The sequence below is a fragment of the Pseudomonas sp. IT-P176 genome, assembly GCF_949767245.1.
In the GTDB taxonomy this organism is placed as follows: Bacteria; Pseudomonadota; Gammaproteobacteria; order Pseudomonadales; family Pseudomonadaceae; genus Aquipseudomonas.
The window spans coordinates 101,809-121,870 of sequence record NZ_CATKPN010000027.1 but is presented as its reverse complement, the minus strand read 5'-3'; the positions used below and the strand labels follow the sequence as shown (position 1 = coordinate 121,870).

Here is a 20,062-nt window from a genome sequence, read left to right as displayed (position 1 = left end):
AATTTATGATGCCGCATTGATCAATTTGGAAACGGCATTATGAGTACACGTTCTGACCTCCTTGCCAGCGCAGAGATTTTGTTGCGTACAAAAGGCTATGCAGCCTTCAGCTACGCTGATCTGGCTGAAGAGATCGGTATCAGGAAGGCGAGTATTCATCACCACTTTCCCACCAAAGAAGGTCTGGCGATTGCCATCGTTGAGGGCTACCTGTTCCGTTTCAAGAGTCAGCTGGAATACATCAATGTTGAAAATACCGGCATTGTTGATCGGCTCAATGCTTTCGCCATGATGTTCGCGAAAAGTAGCGAAAGCGCTCTGCTTCCGCTCTGTGGAGCCTTGGCGGCGGAGCTGCTGGTTTTGCCTGATAGCCTGAAGCAGTTGACGAGAGACTTTTTCGAGATCCATCTCAATTGGCTTCAGGACAATATCGTGAAGGGACAAGAGGTCGGCGAGCTCAAAGCTGAGCTCGACAGCGTGAAGGTCGCCAGGCTCATCTTGAATACTTTGGAGGGTGGCAGTTTTGTCTCTTGGGCACTGAGCGACAATTACGAGCAGTGTTCTGGTTTTGACTTCATTTTAGATGGGCTTAGGATTGCCGGGACGCGTCACTGAGGCTCAACCGCTTTTTCCGTTCCCATACGTCCGGCTCTGCTGATACCAGCGGGGTCTGACGACCACCAATGCTTCGTCCGCCTAGCTAGATCCTGCAGATTCCTAACTCCCGCACGACTCCCATCAGGAGTGCGTAGCCTCCGCATTTATCCCGCAGATGTTGTTCGCCTTCCACTCGCGCCTGAACTGATTTTTTGCGCTGCGATACCTGCACGGTGATCGCACGCATACTTATTCCGAAAATTTGATGCAGACCTGCTTTCTTGACGTTCAGTGATAAGCGAAAGAATTCGTTGATAACAAACCTACTAGTTGGTAGGCTTGTTTCTCTTCCGAGCAAAGCGCTCGGTCCATCCGAAGAGGAACGAAAACATGAGCAACAATCTGAATGGTATCGATGTCGCCGCACTCCAGCAGTTTGCCCAAGGCGTTGCTGAGGATACGACCAAGCGTCATGCAAGCTTTAACGTGAAGACCGAGTGGAAAGGCCAGACTCGTTCCGTGGCGAAGGTCAATCGCTACAGCTTGGCCGGGGAAACCTACTCGCGGGATTTCGAAATTGTCGCCGATGAGCCTAACGAATTGCTTGGGCAGAACACCGCGCCCAACCCGCAGGAGCTGCTGATGGCCGCGCTCAATGCCTGCATGTCGGTCGGCTATGCCGCCAATGCGGCAATGATGGGTATCAAGATTCACAGCCTGGAAATCGAAACTGACGGCACCCTCGACCTGCGCGGCTTCCTGGGGATCGACGAAAACGTCAACCCCGGCTACGACGAAGTGAGTGTCATGATTCGCCTGCACACAGATGCCTCCCGTGAGCGCGTTGAGGAGCTGCACAACGCGGTGCTGAAAACCTCCGTCAACTACGCAAACTTCTCGAAAGCTATTCGCATGGTACCGACCCTCGAAGTACTTGAGGGTTGATTCGTCGGATGTCATCGACATTCAAGGTGTGCGTGCACCAGTCGGAAAGCTGACTGGGGGCCGCCCCTTGCGAAATCTGGATACCTGGAGTCTGTAATGAACGATTTTTTCAAAGGCAAGAAACTGTTAGTCGTCGGCGGCACTAGTGGCATGGGCCTGGAAACGGCACGTATGGTGCTCAAGGCTGGCGGTAGTGTTGTTCTCACCGGCAGCAAGCAAAACAAGGCCGACGCCATTCGTAACGAGCTGAGCCCGTTGGGTTCGGTCTCGGTGATCGTGGCCAACTTGATGACTGAAGAGGGCATGAACTTTGTCCGCGACGAAATCAACGTCAAGCACAGCGACATCAGTCTGATGGTCAACTCGGCCGGGATCTTCATTCCAAAACCGTTCACCGAGCACGACGAAGCCGAGTACGACATGTACCTGTCGCTCAACCGCGCGACCTTCTTCATCACTCAAACCGTGGTCAAAAACATGCTTGCTGCCAAGCGCGAAGGGGCCATCGTCAACGTCGGCTCTATCGGTGCTCAGGCCGCATTGGCTGGTTCTCCTGCCTCCGCCTACTCGATGGCCAAAGCAGGGTTGCATGCGTTGACACGCAACCTGGCCATCGAGTTGGCTCATTCGGGCATCCGCGTCAACGCGGTTTCGCCAGGCATTGTTCACACCTCGATCTACGAGGGTTTCATGGACAAGGAAGCGATTCCGGAAGCGATGAAGTCGCTGAACGATTTCCATCCACTGGGTCGAGTCGGTGTTCCAGAAGACGTCGCTAATACCATCCTATTCCTGCTGTCGGACAAGACATCTTGGGTGACAGGTGCAATCTGGGATGTGGATGCCGGGATCATGGCCGTACGTGCCTGACCAGCGTGACTAGTGCAGCGCGATGGAGCTTTTCTCTTCGGGAAGGGCTTTCACTGGATCGCTGCGCTGGCTGAAAGGCGGCTGAACGCTGGCCGAAGGAGTCTTCAATGTCTATCACGACAAAAGCCGCACTGTTGAATGTCGCGCAAATACAGATGCGCACCAGAGGTTACTCAGCGTTCAGTTACGCCGACTTGGCGGCACAGATCGGCATCAGGAAAGCCAGTATTCATCATCACTTCCCGACCAAGGAATGTCTGGGCGCGGAATTGATCAAGGATTACATCCATCGATTCACAGAGACGCTTTGCTCGATAGAAGCCAGGCATCCCGATCCACTGTTGCGGCTACGTGAGTTTTCGCGGCTGTTCGTTGCCAGTGCCCATGACGGATTACTGCCGCTGTGTGGCGCACTGGCTGCGGAAATGGCGGCATTGCCTATTTCGCTGCAAATACTCACTCGGAATTTCTTTGAATCTCAGCTCGACTGGCTGACGGCCACCCTCAATGACGCAGTCCAACTGCACCACTGGTTGCTGGATGAACCCGTTGAGGAATACGCCTTCATGCTGCTGAGCACGCTAGAGGGCTCAAGCCTCATCGATTGGGCTTTGGGCCGATCAACCTACCCTTTAGCTGGCTTCAACTATTTGCTTGAAGCACTGGCAATGCGGTCTTCATTTCTTCTCGCAGGATGAGTCATGCAAACCTCTTCGAAAAAATTCGTTGTAGATATCTGGTCTGATTTTGTTTGCCCTTGGTGCTGGGTCGCCAAGCGTCGTTTTGAAAAAGCCCTGGATCGTTTTGACGAAAAAGACGATGTGCAAATAAATATCCGCGCCTATCGCTTGGCGGCGAACCATTTACCTGAACCTATGATTGATGCTCTCAAGCGCAAGCTCGGTAACGCAGACACCGCTGAGGCGATGATGAGCACCGTACTCAAATACGGTAACGCAGACGGCCTGGATTACCGTTTCGCCACCATGCAGTTCGGCGATACCGCTGACGCTCATCTCCTGGTCAAGGCGGTTGAAGAGCTGACAGTGAAAAAGCGTCTCATGGAGGCGTTGTATGAACAAAGCACTACCCATGGCAAGTCACTGTTTGATCGATCCAGTCTGGAGGCTATTGCGCGGGAAGTGGGTGTATCGGAAGAATCAATCCTGCTCGCATGGTCATCCGTAGAACTACGCGTTGAGTTGGAAGAGGACGAACATTTCGCCGCGCAGTTGGGGTCGGGCGTGCCGATGTTCGTCTTCAATAACGAGTTCTCGTTGTCCGGTGCTCAGCCTGAGGCTGTTTTTCTCGAGGCACTGAATAAGATGCAGGCTAAGGTACAGCTCAAGGAAGAGGATTTTGCAGGACAAGTCTGCGGTATCGATGGCTGCAAAGTTTGATAGGCATTGGTTGTGCGGTACCTAGTACTACCGCACCTCCCATAGTCTGGACCAAGAGGATCTGATGAGCCGTATCGTTGAGTTGAGCGCTCCACAGTTCGCCCGATTTATTGCCAAAGGCAGCAGCGTTGTGCTGTTTTCAGCGTCCTGGTGTAAGCCTTGTCAGGAAATGAAGCCGGTCTTTCATGCCTTGGAGGAGAAGCTTCACGCCTTGGCAGTATTTGGGAAGATAGACGTCGCCGTGTCGCCAACGATTGCGCAAATGTATGGTGTTCGTGCGGTGCCGTCTTTGGCGGTATTCCATCAGGGTCGGCTTTTGCGTGTCATGCCTGGATCTCGATCAGTCTCGGCCCTGAAAAAGGTAATACTGGCGGAGCTGGAAGAGGCTCGTTAGTCGAGCCTCGACCTCATGGCTTAGTCTGCTGCGTTTCTGTCCTTGATTGCAGGTAGCGTTTTCCCCGGCCCGTTATCGAACGGATGAGCGCGATCTTCATTGAATATTTCTGTCAGCAGTGCGTTAGCGCGCTTGTAAGCGTCGTACTTGAACTCGGTATCATCCTCGGGCTGGGCTGCCATTTCCTCAAGCATCTCCAGATTCAGTCGGCGGAATCTATCCGCGCGCTCTCGCGCCTCGTAGCGCCCGACCCCAAGCTGCTCCAGCGCTCTGCGTCCCAAGGACAAAGCACTCTCAAAAGTTTCCCTCTCAACTGCCTCAATCCCCATCTGGCGGAGAGTGATGATGTGCCCCATATCGCGAGCACGCACCACCAGCTTCAGGGATGGAAAGTGCTCCTGAGCGAGTCTGGTCAATGCCAGGTTATCTTCCTGATTGTCGATTGCGTTGATCAGCACCACTGCCTGCGCGGAGCCGGCTGCGTGGAGCAAATCGAGGCGGGTCGCATCGCCGTAGAACACCTTGACCCCAAACTTGCGCAACGTCTCGATATGATCGGGATCGTGATCCAGTACTACGACTTCAAACCCACACGACATCAGTAGTCGGCCGGCGATTTGGCCGAACCGACCGAAGCCGGCAATGATCACCCGAGGATTGTTCTGTTCGATGGTGTCAGCTTCCTGATTGTCCTGCGTACTTGAGGACTCCAGGCGATTGAGCACAAGGATCAGCAGCGGTGTGACGCACATAGATAACGCCACCGCCAAAGTCAGGCTTTTGCCCCAAGGGTCGACCAGAATTCCGGCAACCGTTGCTGCGCCAAACACGACGAAAGCGAACTCACTGCCTTGACCCAGAAACACCGCCTGCCAAGAGCGTTGTTCAGTAGGGACACTCAAGAAGCGACCAAGGAGTTTTATCACCAACAGCTTGATCAGGATAAAACCCAAGGTCAGCGTCAAGACTTTCAGTGGCGCATCGATCAGCGTGCCGAAATCGATCGACATACCGACGCCGATAAAGAACAAACCGAGCAGCAGCCCCTTGAATGGCTCGATGTCGCTTTCAAGTGCGTGTCGATATTCCGAGCTCGCTAACAGAACACCCGCGAGAAAGGCGCCCATGGCCATGGACAATCCAGCCTCCTCCAGCAACAAGCCGAACCCGAACACCAGAAACAGCGCAACGGCACTGAAGATTTCACGCAAGCCGGAGCGCGCGACGAAACGCAGGACAGGCCGAGAAACGTACTGACCCAAGAGCACTACCGCGACGATCGCACCGACTATTTTTGCGATGGACAGCGCAAGTTCAGCGCCGGAAGGGGTACCACCATTCGCCGCCAACAAAGGGATCATTGCCACCAGTGGGATCGCCGCGATGTCCTGGAACAACAGCACAGCAAAACTACTTCGACCTACGGCAGTCGGGATCATGTTGCGTTCGTTCATGGCCTGCATCGCGATAGCGGTCGACGACAAGCTCAGTGTCAAACCCACTAGCAGCGCCGCCGTCCAGTTCAGGCCCAATGCCGCGCAAAACACGGCGATTGCCAAACCACACGCCAGCATTTGCAAGGCGCCGCCACCGAACACCATGCGGCGCATGGCCCAAAGGCGCTTGGGGTCAAGTTCGAGACCAATGATGAATAGCATCAAGACCACGCCGATTTCAGCAAAATGCAGGATGGATTCCACATCCGTTACCAGCTTCAGGCCCCATGGGCCGATCAAACAGCCAGCAAGTAGATAACCTAGCACTGGCCCCAGTCCCAACCGAACGGCGATGGGCACAATCAATGCTGCTGAGCCCAGGTAGATCAGCATTTCAATCAGACTGCTAGTGTCCATTCAACTAACCCTCCATGAGGTGAGGCGTACGCTGTAGTTGCGGATTTGCGAGAGCAATGCGTTTTGATCTGCCCTGTAAGCGCCGTGGACTACTACCGGGTTTAGCCAACGCATTGCGCAGTAACTGGCCGTTGCTTGGAGAGGTTGGGCAAGCACCGCGAACCCCGGGTTGTCACCGATATTGAAGTGATCGTAATCACCTCCCGTAGTCACGGCCCACAGCAAGTGTTTGTTTTTGAGGGCGGTAGCGCCCTCGCCATAAGCCCAACCCTGAGTGAACACTTTGTCTATCCACAACTTTAGAAGAGGGGGGTAGCTGTACCAATAAAGTGGATGTTGCAAAACCAGCAGGTCTGCCTGCTCAACGGCCTTCTGCTCAGCTTCGACATTGATGTTGAAATCGGGATACAGGTCATAGAGGGATCGGATGACGACATCGGAATTACTGGCAGCGAGCCTGAGCATCAACTTGTTGATGTTGGATCTCTCAGGGTAAGGATGGGCATAGATGATCAGAATCACAGATTAATCCCCAACAAACCTGGCGCTCTTTCAGAACGCAAAAAGCTCCCCAAACGCTGAGCATGAGTGCACTCAACGTCCGAGGAGCCATGACTTGGAGGTGAAGCCCTTATTGACCGGCTTGCAGCTTCAACACTTCTTGCGCAGTCACGGGGTTGCCGGCAATGCCCCAATCTCCGCTCTTGACCTCTTCAAAGATGACCCAAGTGAGGGCGCGCATGTTTTCGCCCTCCACCGACACCATGGCGTCAGTCACCTTGCGGATGACCTCGGCTTTTTGTTCGTCGGTAAAAACGCCTTCAATACCTTTGATCGTTACGAGTGGCATGGTGTGCTCCTGAATGCTGGAAACGAAATGTCAGGCTTAGGCCGCTGTATATTCCGGATAGTCGGTGTAACCCTTTTCAATCGAACCACTCACGCCGTAGTAGGTTGCACGATCACCCTCTGCAAGTGGCCAATCGTTTTGCATGCGCTCTACCAGATCAGGATTGGCAATGTAGGCTGTGCCGAAGGCGATCAGGTCCAGTTCACTCTTGGCCAGTTCCGACTCTGCGATTTCTTTGGTGAAACCGCCGGCGGCCATCAAGGTGCCTTTGTAGGCCGCGCGCAATGCCGCGCCGAAACCAGGTGGTGTTTGCGCGGCAAGGATGGTCGGCTGGTAGTTCAGGTGAACGAACGCCAGTTCACGATCGTTGAGCGCAGCGGCCATGCTCATCCAGGTTTCTGCTTCGCCTTCGTACACACCGAAGTCATACAGGCGGCCGAATGGGGAGAAACGTACGCCGACTTTCGAACCGCCAATTTCAGCCGCAATTGCGTCGATGGTTTCCAATAAGAAGCGCTGACGATTAGCGATGGAGCCACCGTACTGGTCGGTGCGGGTGTTTAGGGCGCTGCTCAGGAACTGATCGAACAGGAAGCCGTTGGCGGCCATGATTTCGATACCATCAAAACCGGCGTCAATCGCCATGCGCGCAGACTTTACGAAGTCCGCGATGACGCGTTTCACTTCGTCAGTTTTCAATGCACGAGGTGCGCTGGGTTGAACCGGTCCTGATTTACCTGGCTCGACCCATGCATACACTGTGGTATCCACGGCAGGCACAGTCCCCGAGGAGACCGGCACTATGCCATGCACCGATTGATGGGACATGCGACCTACGTGCCACAACTGCGCGAAAATTTTCCCACCCTTGGCATGCACTTCTTGGGTGACGTGACGCCAGCCGGGCAGGTGTTCTTCGGCATAAATGCCCGGTGTGTAGAGGTAGCCACGAGCCTCGTCGGAAATCGGCAATCCTTCAGTAATCAGAAGGCCGGCGGAAGCACGTTGCGCGTAATACAGAGCGTTGGATTCGTTGGGAACATTGTCCAGCGTTCGGGTGCGAGTCATTGGCGCCATGACAACACGGTTTTTGAGCGCAATACCGGACAAATCGTACGGGGTGAACAGCTTGTTCATGACTAGTCTCGACGTCGTTTGAAGGGATGAGGGTTGGTGTTGGATTCAGGATTTGTCGAACGCGTCGAGGACGTGAGTGCTGTAAACCAGTGCGGCACCAGCGTTCATGTTGATGGCTACGCCCAGTGCTTCGGCTACCTTTTCACTGGTGACGCCGAGTTTCTTGGCTTGCGCTGCGTGGAAGGCAATGCAACCGTCGCACCGAGTGGTCACGGCCACGGCCAGGGATATCAGTTCGCGGGTTTTGGCGTCCAGGTGGTTGGTCTTTCCGCCAGCGGCGCCCAGCGCAGCCATTCCTTTCATGGTTTCCGGGGATAGGCTATTGAGTTCAACGAGGCGAGTGTTGATGTCGTTGCGGGTTTGCTTCCAATCTTGCATGGGATTCTCACAGAGGCAGGGGACGGTGGACATGGAACAGCCTGAAACAGGAGTTAAATCTACCATCCAGTAGGTAGGCTTGCAATTCGGCTGAGCTGATTTCCACTATCAACAGAATTGAATAGGCAAAATTTATGCGTTGAGTTGAATTGCCTACCTTTAGGATGGTATGGTTTTATTCGGTGTTTCAATTCGAACTGCTTGGCTTGCGATCCATTGCTTCACGTCAACATCCTTCTTTCCGACATTGGGTGACCATGAACTACCTCGCACATCTCCATTTAGGTGGTCAGGAGCCAGAACAGTTGCTGGGGAGTCTCTATGGAGATTTCGTGAAAGGAGCGCTTGCAGGTCGCTTTTCTGCCAGGACTGAAGAAGCGATCAACCTTCATCGCAAGATTGACGCTTTCACTGATTCCCACCCTGTCGTCAAAAGGGCCTTAGGCCGGTTCACGATTACCCGACGTCGATATGCGGGCATTGCGCTCGACATGTTTTTCGATCACTGCCTGGCTCGGGATTGGGACCGATACGCCGAGACAACCTTGGATGCCTTCTCTAAAAGGGTTTACACCGTTCTAAGGAGCGAAGCCGATTTACCCGAGCGCCTGGCTCGGATTGCGCCATTGATCATTTCTGAAGACTGGCTTGGAGCGTACGGGGATTTTTCAATGATCGGCCACGGACTAGACGTCATATCCGAACGCTTATCCGGGCCTGAGAACCTACGTGATGCGTTTGAAGAAATGACCAACCTGTATGTGCCGCTCAGTTCAGATTTCGAAGAGTTCTATCCATCGCTTATGCGATTTGCGAAGTGTGGTCCGGCGATTTGAAGTTGAAAGACGGACACGCTTTCTGCCGCCTCACCGCAAACTCCAAGAAACCCCCGCATAAACCCCCAACCCCTCCCCAGGCGTCGACCGCGCCGCATCCAACCCCTTATCGTCATGCCCCGGCGTAACCGTCGCCGCGTACCGCTTATCCGTCAAATTGCGCAGGTCCAGCCACGTTTGCCAGTCGCCCTTTGGCGCGTTGTAGCCCAGGGTGAAGTTCCACTCGTACGCGGACTAACTTGATACGTTTCCCACGAGCATCAGGGAAACGTCCTATTTACTCCCGACATTCACATCTTCAGGGTGCTGCTTGTTGTTCACAACCTCTTACTCATGGTCATCGGCCGATACGTTTCGTGTACATCGCGCTCACTGGAGTGAAGAGAGATAAGCAAAAAATACCCAAGGATCTGGATCATCAACATGAACGCTGCATTGCCCCTGTTGTACACCCACGACGTCTCGCCTGAGTTTCTCCGCGCACTGGACCAACTACCCTTTGCCGAGCCGCAGTTTGCCGGTATCAACGAACCAGCCTGGCTACCTCGAGTGAGGGCTGAGTCATGAGTCGAGGCAGTGTCAACGGTAGAGGCCAAGGTCTGCACGGTGATCTGACCACCACTGGCGCGGTGTGTCTCAGCAGCCTGCCCAACGCGAGACAAGGCGCACGGGGCGTGCTGCGACTCGGGGATAAAACCACCCCTTGTCCGCTATGCGGAGAAATCGGCGTAATCGTTGATAGCCTGCCCGCCATGAAGTGGATGGGGATTGCCACGGTGCTGGATGGCGCAGGCATCCACTGCGGCTGCCCCAAGGGTCGCAACCGCGTGATAGCGCCTCTGCAATCAAGCGTTGCACCGCAAACGACAAGAGCAGCCGCTCAGCCAGCTTCTTCAGCAGGCACCAGCCCCTCGCAAGCGCCGCGGCAATCCGCCTTCTCCCCGTCGAGCCAGCCAGCTGCGCCAGTGTTCAACCGTTTGGAGCCTCAGGAGCCAGGCTTCTATGTGGTCCCCAAGAGCATGACCCGCGAAGCACTGGAAGCCACGCTTTTTCCGGTGCGCGATAGGGCGGTGATGAGCAAGTTTCAGGCGCTCAACCCAGGTATGGGGGAGGTCAAAGCGGGTTCGATGGTCGTGCTCAGCGATCCGAGCAACACTTCCTGTACCTACCAGGAAGCGCAACTGATGCAGGCGGCTCAACAGGTCAAGGCAACTCTTGATCCTCTCACGCCGCAACAGGCCGACTTTCTGCTTCGCCACGGCGCTGAAATCGCCAGCTTTACCGGTCACACCTCAACCTGGCTTGGCGTCAGTGCCCTGGTCATGGAAAACCACGTGAGCAGGCTGCGTGACACGCTCCAGGCCATGGAGCGCTTGCATCAGGAAAGCTATCGCCAGCATGGTCATCTCAAATCGCCGCAGTTCTTCGCCGATCGCAGGCACCTGATCAGCCAGTTGGATGCGCATTTGCTGAACTCGACTCGCCTGCGAGGCCAGACCACCCTGGGCGATCACCCCAAGTTAAAAACAGCCCTCGGCATTTCCAGCCGAAGCCTGGTCCATCATTGGGACAAGGCCGGGGCGCCAGGACAGATACCGGGGTATGCCACGCATGTCAGTGCAAGCAGTCGTGCTGCGCAATATATGCAGTCGGGCGGTTACATCGGGATTGGTATTGGCGGGGTGTCTTCGTTGTTGGCGATTCAGGAGGTATGTATTGGCGATTCGGGGGCGGCTTGCGAGAAGGTCAGATTTACTGAAGGAGGGAAGTTTGGCTTGTCCACCTTTGGTGGTGCTGTTGGGGGGGAAATAGGCAAATTAGCTAGTATGCCGATCTGCCTGGCGCTTGGTGTCTCTACAGCTGTAGGGGGTGTTGTCTGCGTCGCGGCCTTAGTAGGGACTGGCGCATGGGTGGGTACGACTGTCGGCGGTATAGCTGGCGAGCTCTTGGGTGAGAGAATTTACGAAGCTACACAACCATGACCAGTATCGATACGTGGTCTCCCTGGATTGCGATCATTGTTATTGGAGGCTGGAGCCTGCTTGCAGCTGCGGGTCTTGTATTCAGTCTGTACCTAAGTCGCTGTCATCTGGACGCCATTAAAGAGGCCTTGAAGAACAGTCGTTACATTTATGTTTGGGGCCCAAGCCTGGGGAAGCGGGGTTTGATTTGGTCCGTGCTGGAGATAGCAAAAATTTCCGGGATGATAATGATGCCAAAGGCATCAATCCGTATCGGTGAGTTGGATCCTGTCGACCTTGAAAACTTCCCCCCTCATCTTAAACGGCTACTGAAGATCAAATCATTGATGCTAGTGACTACTGCTGTTTGGCTTTCAATTACAGCCGTGCTGATAAAGTTTAAGTAACGGCCCTCGGTATTTCCAGCCGAAGCCTGGCACATCACTGGGATAAGGCTGGAGCACCGGGACAGATACCGGGTATATGCCATAGTAAGCATCGCGAGACTACCAGCCTGTTGATACTGCCTAATTAGTAAAAAACTCGGGGGTAAACAGTCAGATTCGTGATGTATGACAGGCAGTTAATAGCTGATAGCCCCCTGTCGTGGAAAACCGTCGTTATCGGCTCGCATGTGTTTTCTATAACTTGGGCTATACCTCAATGGCCACATTGCAAAGGAGGCGACCATGAGTAAAGATCGAGATAGGACAATATCCAAGCGATCCGACGGAACCTGGGAAAACAAGCGTAATGACGCAAGCCGCGCATCAAGCGTCCATGACACCCAAGTGGAGGCCCAAAAAGCCGCTCGTGAGATGCTCAAAAATCAAGGGGGAGGCGAACTGACGACAAAGGGAGTTGATGGACGAATTCGCGACAAAGATACGGTAGCCCCTGGTAATGACCCAAATCCGCCGAAAGGCTAAATTTTAGCCCCCTGACGGGGGCTTTTTATTTGCCCTCACCGCAAACTCCAAGAAACCCCCGCATAAACCCCAAACCCTTCCCCAGGCGTCGACCGTGCTGCATCCAACCCCCTATCGTCATACCCCGGCGTAACCGTCGCCGCGTACCGCTTATCCGTCAAGTTGCGCAGGTCCAGCCAGGTTTGCCAGTCGCCCTTCGGGGCGTTGTAGCCCAGGGTGGCGCCGAAGAGGGCGTAGGGGTCGGCGTATTCGCTGTTGGCGTAGTCGACGGCGACTTTGGAGACCAGTTGGCTGTTGATTGCGGCGAAGAAGCCCTGGGGCCAGTCGTACCGCAGTTCGCCCTGGTAGTAGTGCATCGGCAGGCCGGGTAGGCGGTTATCGTCGAAGTGGTCGTCGTCGCGGTAGTGGAAGTCGCTGAAGGTGTAGCTCTGGCGCAGGCTCAGTTGCTCGCCGGTTGGCGATGCCCAGAGGGCGCTTTGCAGGCTGGCTTCCACGCCCTGGTGCACGGTGGGGCTGGCGTTGAGTTCGTAGGGGGTGACGGTGTTGGCGTCCGGCAGGACGGAGAGCAGTTCATGGCGGACCTGGGCGTAATACCAGGACAGGCTCCATTGTCCGAGGGCGGCATCGCCGCGTCCGCCGAGTTCGAGGGTGGTGGCGGTCTGGTTTTGCAGTTCGATCGGGTCGCGCTGGGTGCCGGTGGCGGGACCGCTGCCTTGCGGGAAACGAATGTTCGAGCTGTAGATCAGCGACCAGGGGTGGGGCGCTTCCACCGAGCGGCTGAGGTTGCCGAACACTTGCACGCCGGGCGTCAACTGGTAGCGCAGGCCCAGGCGGGCGGCGTAGTCCCAGTCGTGTTGGCTGGTCTTGCCGCCTTCCTCGGGGTAGGTGACGGCGCTTTCGCGGCGGGTGTAGAGGGCGGCGAGGCCGGTGGTCAGCCACAGGTCGTCGGCGATTTCCAGGTCGTTGCCGGCGTGCAGCACGGAGTCCGAACCCTGGTAGGTGAAGTCGCGCATCGGTGTGCCCGGGACGTAGCCTGCCGTGTTGCCGGTGGGGATGCGCACTTCTTCGCTGGCGCCGGCGTTGGGCAGGTGTTTGGTGGTGCGCAGGCCCAGGGTGCTCTGGCTTTCCAGGCCCCAGAGGGTGTCGCGGCGCTTGTAGTCGAAGGTGCCGCTGACATCGCTGTAGGCGACTTTCAGGCGGTTGGGTCCTTCGCGCAGGTCCATCGGGTAGTCGTGGTAGACCAGGCCGGTCTGGATGCTCGAATCGTCGTCGATGTAGTAGGTGGTCTTGTTGCCGATGAAGGTGCTGCCCGGTTGCTCGCGGCGATCGTCGCGCGTCACGTACGCAGGGTTGGCAGCCCGTGGGTCGTGCTCGATCGAGTACTTGCTGACCCGCCCGGCCAGGTCGTTGTCGGTCTGGCGGTAGCGCAGGTAGAAGCGGGTTTCCAGATTCGGGTTGAAGCGATAGCCGACGTTGGCGATGAACCCCTGGCTGTCGCTGGCGGTGTGGTCCTGGTAGCCATCGGAGCGGGCATCGGTCACGGCCAGGTAGTAATCGAAGTCGCCCAGCACCTGGCCGGAGCTGATCTGGCGCTGCTGGTAGCCGTGGCTGCCGATCCCGTAGCGCACCTGCAACAGCGGTGAGTCATAGCCGGTGTGGCTGACGTAGTCGATGGCGCCGCCCAGGGCGAGGGCGCCGCGGTCGAAACCGTTGGCGCCGCGCAGCACTTCCACGTGATCGAGCCACAGCGGCTCGAGCAGTTCATAGGGGGTGCCGCCTGGGCCGGTCAAAGGCAGGCCGTCGAGCATGGCGTACAGTCCCGAGGCGTGGGCGCCCGGGGCGCGGTTGATCCCCGAGCCACGGATCGAGATCTTGACCCCTTCGTTGCCCGCGGACTGGGCATAGATCCCCGGCTGATAGGCCAACACATCCTGGTTGCTGGCCACCCGGCCCTGGAGCGGTCGGCGCAGGTCGACCACGTTAGTGCCGCCGGGCACCTGGGCCAGCCGAGCCTTGGCTTCTTCCACCGAGGCGTCTTCGCCGCTGCGCTCTTCGGCACCGATCAGCACCTGGCCCAATTCCAGGCCCTGCGCCTCGGCCATGGCCGGACAGGCCAGGGCCAGGCCCAGTAATGCAGTGGGCAAGGATTTGGACGCGGGCATCGGGCGAACTCCAGACGGAAAGGGGGCGGGCAGTAAACAACTGCGACGCCGGGGAGCCCCCGGGGAACACATGCAAACGCGGTTTTTTACCGTGAATTTCAGTGGCTTGCCTGCCAGATCATGGTCTGGACCAGGGTCTACGGATGACTGGCCAAGGGCTCCCACTCATCGATGAAGACGAAACCTGCGTCAGTCGAATAAGCATGATCTTCCTGATCCTGGGTAAACCGCCATGCTGCCATGGGGCGATGAACGGTGCAGCTAGAATGAACCGGTCTGTACCAATTCTGGAGAAACAAAATGGTCAGCAAAAATACAATCTGTCTGTGGTTCAACGGCGATGCCCTGGACGCCGCGACCTTCTACGCCAAGACCTTCCCCGACAGCACGGTGGGCGCTGTGCATCGTGCGCCCGGCGACTACCCGGCGGGCAAACAGGGCGATGTGTTGACGGTGGAGTTCAATGTGATGGGCATCCCTTGCCTGGGGCTCAACGGCGGGCCGGCGTTCAAGCATAACGAGGCGTTTTCGTTCCAGGTCGCGACTGACGATCAGGCTGAAACCGACCGCCTGTGGGACGCGATTGTCGGCAACGGCGGCGAGGCCAGCGCCTGCGGCTGGTGCAAGGACCGCTGGGGTCTGTCGTGGCAGATCACTCCGCGAGTGCTCACGGCGGCCTTCACCCACCCCGACCGAGCGGTGGCCAAGCGCGCCTTCGCGGCAATGATGGAGATGGGCAAAATCGATGTCGCCGCCATTGAGGCCGCGATCAAGGGTTAACCCGCGTCAACTGGGGCAGGGCAGGCCGACTGTCCTGGCCCCGACATCTGCAGCACCCGGTCTGCGCCAGCCTGACCCCCCCAGCCTTATCCCCCCGATTACCCGACCTTGCACCAAGCAGCCGCGAGCGCGATCTTTCCGCTTGCGGGTAAATCAATATGGTTATATCGTAATTAGACATCAACTATTGCATAGAGATAACCATGTCAAACATTGTGCTAGAAACTCAAGGTTCCGTGGCAGTTATCACCCTCAATCGCCCGGCAGTCTTGAATGCATGGACCACCGCCATGCGTGACGAAATCATCGACGCCTTGCTGGCTTATGACGCCGATGCGTCGATCAAGGCAGTGATCATGACCGGCGCGGGGGACCGTGCTTTTTCGGCGGGGCAGGACCTCTCCGAAGCCCATGATTTTGATGGTGAGCGCGCTGTGCAATGGGTCGGTGAGTGGGAACGCTACTACGCCACCCTGCGGGGGCTGTCCAAGCCACTGGTCATGGCCCTGAACGGCACGGCGGCGGGTTCGGCTTTCCAGGTCGCGCTGCTGGGCGATATCCGGGTCGGTCATCCGGGCGTGCGCATGGGCCAGCCGGAAATCAACTCGGGCATTCCAAGCACCACCGGGCCGTGGATCATGAACAGCATGCTGGGCATGTCGCGCACCATCGAGCTGACCCTGACCGGGCGCCTGATGGACGCCGAGGAGTGCCACCGCATCGGCCTGATCCACTACATGGTGCCGGCCGAACAAGTGTTCGCCAAAGCCCTGCAGGTGGCCAACGAGTTGGCCAACAAACCGCCGGTGGCCATGCGCCTGGACAAGCAGCGCTTCCGCGAAATGAGCGACCCCGATTTCAAGAGCGCCATCGAAGCCGGCCAGCGCCTGCAGAAAGAGGCGTACGACTCCGGTGAGCCGGCGCGCATGATGGAAGCGTTCTTCCAGCAACGGGCCAAACAGGCCTGATTCACCCCTGGTAACTCGCCGCCGGCCTAGTGGGTCGGTGGCTACAACAATGCGCACGGCGGCGGCAACGTACCCTCACCGGCAACCCCCACGACCTTGTGAACTGCCGATGTCTTCGCCTTTTATCGATGCTTTCGTTTTTCGCAGGAGTCCTTCATGAATAATCCAGAAAGCCCTGACCGTCGAAATCTGCTCAAGGCCGGCATGACCCTCGCACTGGCCTGCAGCCTGCCGAGCGTGGTCCGCGCCAGTGCGCGGCAAATAATTGTTTCCGACCCCGGAGGCCCCTACACCAAGGCCTACCGCATCGCGTTCTACGACCCTTTCGAGCAAGCCACCGGGATCAAGGTGATCAGCGTCGCCCGCGAAGCACAGCCGGTGGCACAGCTCGCGGCCATGGTCAAGACCCGCAACTTCGTCTGGGATGTCACCACGCTGACGATCTCGGCGGACATCCCCTACCTGGAGAGCCAGGGTTTCCTCGAGCCGATCGGCTTGAGCAGCGAAGAGTTTCCGGACCTGCTGCCGGAGGCCATTACCCCGAACTTCCTCGGCGTCGATGTGTACTCCACGGTATTGGCCTATCGCACCGACACCTTTGCCAACAACGCCCCGCAGTCCTGGGCGGATTTCTGGAACGTCGAGAAATTTCCCGGCCGCCGCTGCCTGCGCCGCAGTCCGCTGGACACCCTGGAACAGGCCCTGCTAGCGGACGGCGTCGAGCTGGACGCGTTGTATCCGCTGGACGTCGACCGGGCCTTCAAGAGCCTGGACCGGATCAAGCCGCACATCGACCTGTGGTGGACCTCCGGAGCCCAGGCCATGCAAGCGATCCAGAGCGGCGAAGTGGACCTGATCTCGATCTGGAACGGTCGCGCCCAGGCCGCGCTGGAGAACGGTGCACCGGTGCAGATCGAGTGGAACCAGGGCCTGTACTCCATCGAAGGCTGGGCCATTCCCAAAGGCACCCCGCGCGCCGAGATGGCCAAGCAATTCGTGCGGTTTTGCGCCGACGCCAAACGCCAGGCCGCCTTCACCAATGACCTGGCCTACGGTCCGACCAACCGCAAATCCTTCGAGCAGATCCCCGCCGAACGGGCCGCGCTGCTGCCCACCGCGCCGCAGAACCTGAAGAACATGCGCCTGCCCAGCCCGCAATGGTGGGAAGCCAACCGCACTCAGGTGACTGAACGGTTTAACGCCTGGATCTTGTCGTAAGGGAGTCGTTGCATGAGCGTAAAACTCGAAACACGTGGCCTGGGCAAAACCTATGGCCAGTTCGTCGCGCTGCAGCCCACCGATATCCAGGTGCGCGAAGGGGAGTTCCTGACGCTCCTGGGGCCTTCGGGCTCAGGCAAGTCGACCCTGCTGCAAATGATCTCCGGGCTGGTGCCACCCAGCAGTGGGCAGTTGCTGATCGACGGCCAGGAGGCCACCCACATTGCTCCCGGCAAACGCGGAATCGGCCTGGTGTTCCAAAGCTATGCGCTGTTTCCCCACATGAGCGTGCGCGACAACGTCGCCTACGGTTTGCGCATGCGCAAGTACCCCAAGCGCGAACTGGAAACCGCAGTCGATGCGGCGCTGGAAATGGTGCGCATGCACGAGTTCGCCCATCGTTATCCCAGTGAACTTTCCGGTGGCCAACAGCAGCGTATTGCCCTGGCGCGCTGCTTCGCCTATCGGCCCTCGGTGATCCTGCTGGACGAACCCCTGGGGGCGCTGGACAAGAATCTGCGCGAGCACATGCAGCTGGAAATCCGCCGCATGCACAAGGAGCTGGGCGCGACCTTCATCTACGTGACCCACGACCAGGAAGAAGCGCTGACCCTGTCGGACCGCATCTGCCTGATGAACAAGGCACGCATTGAGCAACTGGCGACTCCCGAGGAGCTCTACGACCGCCCGGCCAGCCTGTTCGCCGCCGAGTTCATCGGCCACTCCAACGTGCTACAGGGCAAGCGCACCAGTGCCAGCCAACTGCACGTCGAAGGGCGCCTGCTGGAACTCAGCGGCTGCATAGGCCACGAGGTGTCGGCCAAGGTCGACAGCACGGACCACTTCGTCCTGGTGCGCCCGGAAGCGGCGCGCCTGACCGAACCGAGTGCCGGTCTGCTGGTGGGCAGTGTCGACGAATGCGTGTTCCTCGGCAGCGATACGCGAGCGCTGATTCGCCTGCCTTCGGGCGCCCGGTTCAGCGTGCGCTGCGCGCGCCACATCACCCCGCGGGTCGGCGACGCCGTCGGCATCACCTGGGACGCCCACCGTGCCACCTTGTTGCCTGCGCAGGTGCAGCCATGAGCCTGCCTAGACGCCTGCTGCCGGCGATCCCGGCGCTATTGTTCCTTGCGGTGTTCTTTCTGTTGCCGGTCGCCGAAATGCTCATGGGCAGCTTCCAGGACAGCGCCGGCGACCTGAGCCTGAGCAACTTCGAACGCATCGCCTCGACGCCGGTCTATGGCCGGGTGCTGGGTATCACCTTCTGGATTTCGGCGCTGACTGCGATCCTCTCGGTACTGCTGGCCTACCCGGTGACCTACCTGCTGACGCGCTTGTCGCCCCAGGGCCGCGAGCGCTGGATGCTGTGGATCATGCTGCCGTTCTGGACCAGTTACCTGGTCAAGACGTACGCCTGGATGCTGTTGTTGTCGCGCAAGGGCCTGGTCACCAGCCTGGTGGCGCAGTTCATCGATAATCCGTCCGGGATGGTCCCGGCCTTGTCCGGCGTGCTGATCGGCATGGTCCACTCGATGCTGCCGCTGGCGGTCATCACCTTGCTGCCGATCATGCGCAGCATCGACCAGCGCCTGGCACCCGCCGCGCAAACCCTCGGCGCCAGTGGCCCGATGAGTTTCTTCAGTATCTTCCTGCCCCTGTCGGCGCCGGGTATCGCCGCCGCTGCGCTGCTGGTGTTCATTACCAGCCTGGGCTTTTTCATCGTTCCGGCGCTGCTGGGTTCGCCACGGGAAATGATGGTCGCCCAATTGGTCATTTCCTCGGTACTCGACCTGTTCGACATGCACTTTGCCGGCGCGCTGTCGGTGGTGCTGCTGATCTGCTCGTTGTTGGTGTTCGTGATCTACGACCGGGTTGCGGGGTTGTCTTCCCTCGGCGGCGAAGCACCCAAGGGCCGGCAGTCCGGCCTGGGCCTGCGGCTGTTGTTCGCCATCGGCCATTTCTGTTCACGCTTCAGCTCCGGGCGCCCGCGCGGTGGTGATGGGGTGATGCTGCCGGGCTACAGCGTGCTGTTGGTGTTGCTGCTGATCCTGCCGGTGCTGGTGGTGATTCCGCTGGCCTTTACCAGCAGTCCATTCATTGCGTTCCCGCCCAAGCTCTACAGCTTCAAGTGGTTCATCGAGTTCTTTACCTCGCCGGTATGGCAGGCGGCATTGCTGCGCTCCTTTGGCGTGGGGGTGGCGACGGCGTTGCTGGCGCTGGTGCTGGGGTTTGGCGCGACCATGGCCATGACCCGCATGTCGGCGCGCTGGCGCAAGGGCCTGTTCGCCTTGTTCATCGCACCGCTGATCGTGCCGCGCATCGTCATCGCCCTCGGGTTGCTGTACCTGTTCTCCCGCCTGGGCCTGGCCGGCAAGGACCTGGGCCTGGTGCTCGGGCATACGGTGCTGGCGTTGCCCTACGTGGTGGTGACCCTGGCGGCGGCCTTTCGCCAATACGACATGCGCCTGGACGATGCGGCCCGGATCCTCGGTGCCGGGACCTTCACAAGGTTGCGCACGGTGACCCTACCGTTGATGGCGGGCAGCCTGATGTCGGCATTCCTGCTGGCGTTCATTACCTCGTTCGACGACCTGACTGTCGCGATCTTCGTCAGCGGCGGGATCAACACCACCTTGCCCAAGCAAATGTGGGACAGCATCCAGTTGGCGCTCACGCCGACGCTGGCGGCGGTATCCACCACGCTGCTGGGCTTCATCGTGCTGTTCGTGGTGGTCGCCCAATGGGTCGCGCGACGCTCTCTTTCCAAACGCCAAGGCTCTTGAA

General features: G+C 58.1%; 22 protein-coding genes and 1 pseudogene. 16 read left to right on the top strand and 7 right to left on the bottom strand.

Features of this window, described 5'->3' with window-relative positions; all coding sequences use genetic code 11:
- The first annotated feature begins 39 nt into the window (after positions 1 to 39).
- The 6 genes from ACM6IP_RS02305 to ACM6IP_RS02280 all read left to right on the top strand — a co-directional run bounded on the left by ACM6IP_RS02305 (position 40) and on the right by ACM6IP_RS02280 (position 4,206).
- A complete protein-coding gene (locus ACM6IP_RS02305) occupies positions 40 to 615 on the top strand; it encodes a TetR/AcrR family transcriptional regulator (RefSeq protein ID WP_414860878.1) in 576 nt (191 codons plus the stop codon).
- A 372-nt stretch (positions 616 to 987) separates the two neighbouring features.
- Complete coding sequence (locus ACM6IP_RS02300) at positions 988 to 1,542, top strand: OsmC family protein (RefSeq protein WP_414860877.1); 555 nt, start codon at positions 988 to 990, stop codon at positions 1,540 to 1,542.
- Positions 1,543 to 1,638: 96 nt separating this feature from the next.
- Positions 1,639 to 2,412, top strand: a complete 774-nt coding sequence (locus ACM6IP_RS02295) for an SDR family NAD(P)-dependent oxidoreductase (protein ID WP_414860876.1) — start codon at positions 1,639 to 1,641, stop codon at positions 2,410 to 2,412.
- Between the two features lie 107 nt (positions 2,413 to 2,519).
- A complete protein-coding gene (locus ACM6IP_RS02290) occupies positions 2,520 to 3,110 on the top strand; it encodes a TetR/AcrR family transcriptional regulator (protein ID WP_414860875.1) in 591 nt (196 codons plus the stop codon).
- A 3-nt stretch (positions 3,111 to 3,113) separates the two neighbouring features.
- Positions 3,114 to 3,812: a DsbA family oxidoreductase gene (locus ACM6IP_RS02285; RefSeq protein ID WP_414860874.1), complete on the top strand. Its 699-nt coding sequence runs from the start codon at positions 3,114 to 3,116 to the stop codon at positions 3,810 to 3,812.
- Positions 3,813 to 3,858: 46 nt separating this feature from the next.
- A complete protein-coding gene (locus ACM6IP_RS02280; protein WP_414860889.1) occupies positions 3,859 to 4,206 on the top strand; it encodes a thioredoxin family protein in 348 nt (115 codons plus the stop codon).
- A 20-nt stretch (positions 4,207 to 4,226) separates the two neighbouring features.
- Here ACM6IP_RS02280 and kefC read toward each other — a convergent pair whose 3' ends face one another.
- From kefC to ACM6IP_RS02255, 5 genes are all read right to left on the bottom strand, one after another.
- Positions 4,227 to 6,059 carry a glutathione-regulated potassium-efflux system protein KefC gene (gene kefC, locus ACM6IP_RS02275; protein ID WP_414860873.1) on the bottom strand — a complete coding sequence of 611 codons (1,833 nt, stop codon included), beginning with the start codon at positions 6,057 to 6,059 and terminating at the stop codon, positions 4,227 to 4,229.
- On the bottom strand, positions 6,060 to 6,581 hold the full coding sequence (kefF, locus tag ACM6IP_RS02270) for a glutathione-regulated potassium-efflux system oxidoreductase KefF (RefSeq protein ID WP_414860872.1): 522 nt from the start codon (positions 6,579 to 6,581) through the stop codon (positions 6,060 to 6,062). It lies immediately after the preceding gene.
- A gap of 109 nt (positions 6,582 to 6,690) precedes the next feature.
- Positions 6,691 to 6,909 (bottom strand): tautomerase family protein, encoded by a 219-nt coding sequence (locus ACM6IP_RS02265; protein WP_414860871.1) that lies wholly within the window; start codon positions 6,907 to 6,909, stop codon positions 6,691 to 6,693.
- 36 nt (positions 6,910 to 6,945) lie between these two features.
- Positions 6,946 to 8,046 (bottom strand): alkene reductase, encoded by a 1,101-nt coding sequence (locus tag ACM6IP_RS02260; RefSeq protein ID WP_414860870.1) that lies wholly within the window; start codon positions 8,044 to 8,046, stop codon positions 6,946 to 6,948.
- A gap of 45 nt (positions 8,047 to 8,091) precedes the next feature.
- Complete coding sequence (locus ACM6IP_RS02255; protein ID WP_414860869.1) at positions 8,092 to 8,424, bottom strand: carboxymuconolactone decarboxylase family protein; 333 nt, start codon at positions 8,422 to 8,424, stop codon at positions 8,092 to 8,094.
- A 257-nt stretch (positions 8,425 to 8,681) separates the two neighbouring features.
- Between ACM6IP_RS02255 and ACM6IP_RS02250 the strand changes: the two genes are divergently transcribed.
- Complete coding sequence (locus ACM6IP_RS02250; protein ID WP_414860868.1) at positions 8,682 to 9,260, top strand: ACP phosphodiesterase; 579 nt, start codon at positions 8,682 to 8,684, stop codon at positions 9,258 to 9,260.
- Between the two features lie 30 nt (positions 9,261 to 9,290).
- On the opposite strand, the pseudogene ACM6IP_RS02245 reads toward ACM6IP_RS02250, so the two are convergent.
- A pseudogene (locus ACM6IP_RS02245) lies at positions 9,291 to 9,473 on the bottom strand (hypothetical protein); the annotation flags it as partial.
- 210 nt (positions 9,474 to 9,683) lie between these two features.
- Between ACM6IP_RS02245 and ACM6IP_RS02240 the strand changes: the two are divergent.
- The 4 genes from ACM6IP_RS02240 (at position 9,684) to ACM6IP_RS02225 (ending at position 12,150) form a co-directional block, all read left to right on the top strand.
- Positions 9,684 to 9,827, top strand: a complete 144-nt coding sequence (locus ACM6IP_RS02240) for a hypothetical protein (RefSeq protein WP_414860867.1) — start codon at positions 9,684 to 9,686, stop codon at positions 9,825 to 9,827.
- A 452-nt stretch (positions 9,828 to 10,279) separates the two neighbouring features.
- Positions 10,280 to 11,242 (top strand): hypothetical protein, encoded by a 963-nt coding sequence (locus tag ACM6IP_RS02235; protein ID WP_414860866.1) that lies wholly within the window; start codon positions 10,280 to 10,282, stop codon positions 11,240 to 11,242.
- Positions 11,239 to 11,628, top strand: a complete 390-nt coding sequence (locus tag ACM6IP_RS02230) for a hypothetical protein (RefSeq protein ID WP_414860865.1) — start codon at positions 11,239 to 11,241, stop codon at positions 11,626 to 11,628. The genes ACM6IP_RS02235 and ACM6IP_RS02230 overlap by 4 nt, the downstream gene beginning before the upstream one ends.
- 282 nt (positions 11,629 to 11,910) lie before the next feature.
- The gene (locus tag ACM6IP_RS02225) at positions 11,911 to 12,150 is read left to right on the top strand and encodes a DUF2188 domain-containing protein (RefSeq protein ID WP_414860864.1); all 240 of its coding nucleotides are present in this window, start codon (positions 11,911 to 11,913) and stop codon (positions 12,148 to 12,150) included.
- Positions 12,151 to 12,185: 35 nt separating this feature from the next.
- On the opposite strand, the gene ACM6IP_RS02220 is transcribed toward ACM6IP_RS02225, so the two are convergent.
- Positions 12,186 to 14,312, bottom strand: a complete 2,127-nt coding sequence (locus ACM6IP_RS02220) for a TonB-dependent receptor family protein (protein ID WP_414860863.1) — start codon at positions 14,310 to 14,312, stop codon at positions 12,186 to 12,188.
- Between the two features lie 300 nt (positions 14,313 to 14,612).
- Between ACM6IP_RS02220 and ACM6IP_RS02215 the strand changes: the two genes are divergently transcribed.
- The 5 genes from ACM6IP_RS02215 to ACM6IP_RS02195 all read left to right on the top strand — a co-directional run bounded on the left by ACM6IP_RS02215 (position 14,613) and on the right by ACM6IP_RS02195 (position 20,061).
- Positions 14,613 to 15,092, top strand: a complete 480-nt coding sequence (locus ACM6IP_RS02215) for a VOC family protein (protein ID WP_166591996.1) — start codon at positions 14,613 to 14,615, stop codon at positions 15,090 to 15,092.
- Between the two features lie 203 nt (positions 15,093 to 15,295).
- Positions 15,296 to 16,060 carry an enoyl-CoA hydratase/isomerase family protein gene (locus ACM6IP_RS02210; RefSeq protein WP_401126827.1) on the top strand — a complete coding sequence of 255 codons (765 nt, stop codon included), beginning with the start codon at positions 15,296 to 15,298 and terminating at the stop codon, positions 16,058 to 16,060.
- Positions 16,061 to 16,216: 156 nt separating this feature from the next.
- Positions 16,217 to 17,278 carry an ABC transporter substrate-binding protein gene (locus ACM6IP_RS02205; protein ID WP_095170803.1) on the top strand — a complete coding sequence of 354 codons (1,062 nt, stop codon included), beginning with the start codon at positions 16,217 to 16,219 and terminating at the stop codon, positions 17,276 to 17,278.
- Positions 17,279 to 17,290: 12 nt separating this feature from the next.
- On the top strand, positions 17,291 to 18,361 hold the full coding sequence (locus ACM6IP_RS02200; RefSeq protein ID WP_414860862.1) for an ABC transporter ATP-binding protein: 1,071 nt from the start codon (positions 17,291 to 17,293) through the stop codon (positions 18,359 to 18,361).
- Positions 18,358 to 20,061: an ABC transporter permease subunit gene (locus tag ACM6IP_RS02195; RefSeq protein ID WP_401126830.1), complete on the top strand. Its 1,704-nt coding sequence runs from the start codon at positions 18,358 to 18,360 to the stop codon at positions 20,059 to 20,061. Before ACM6IP_RS02200 ends, ACM6IP_RS02195 begins: the two co-directional genes overlap by 4 nt.
- Position 20,062 lies beyond the last annotated feature (1 nt).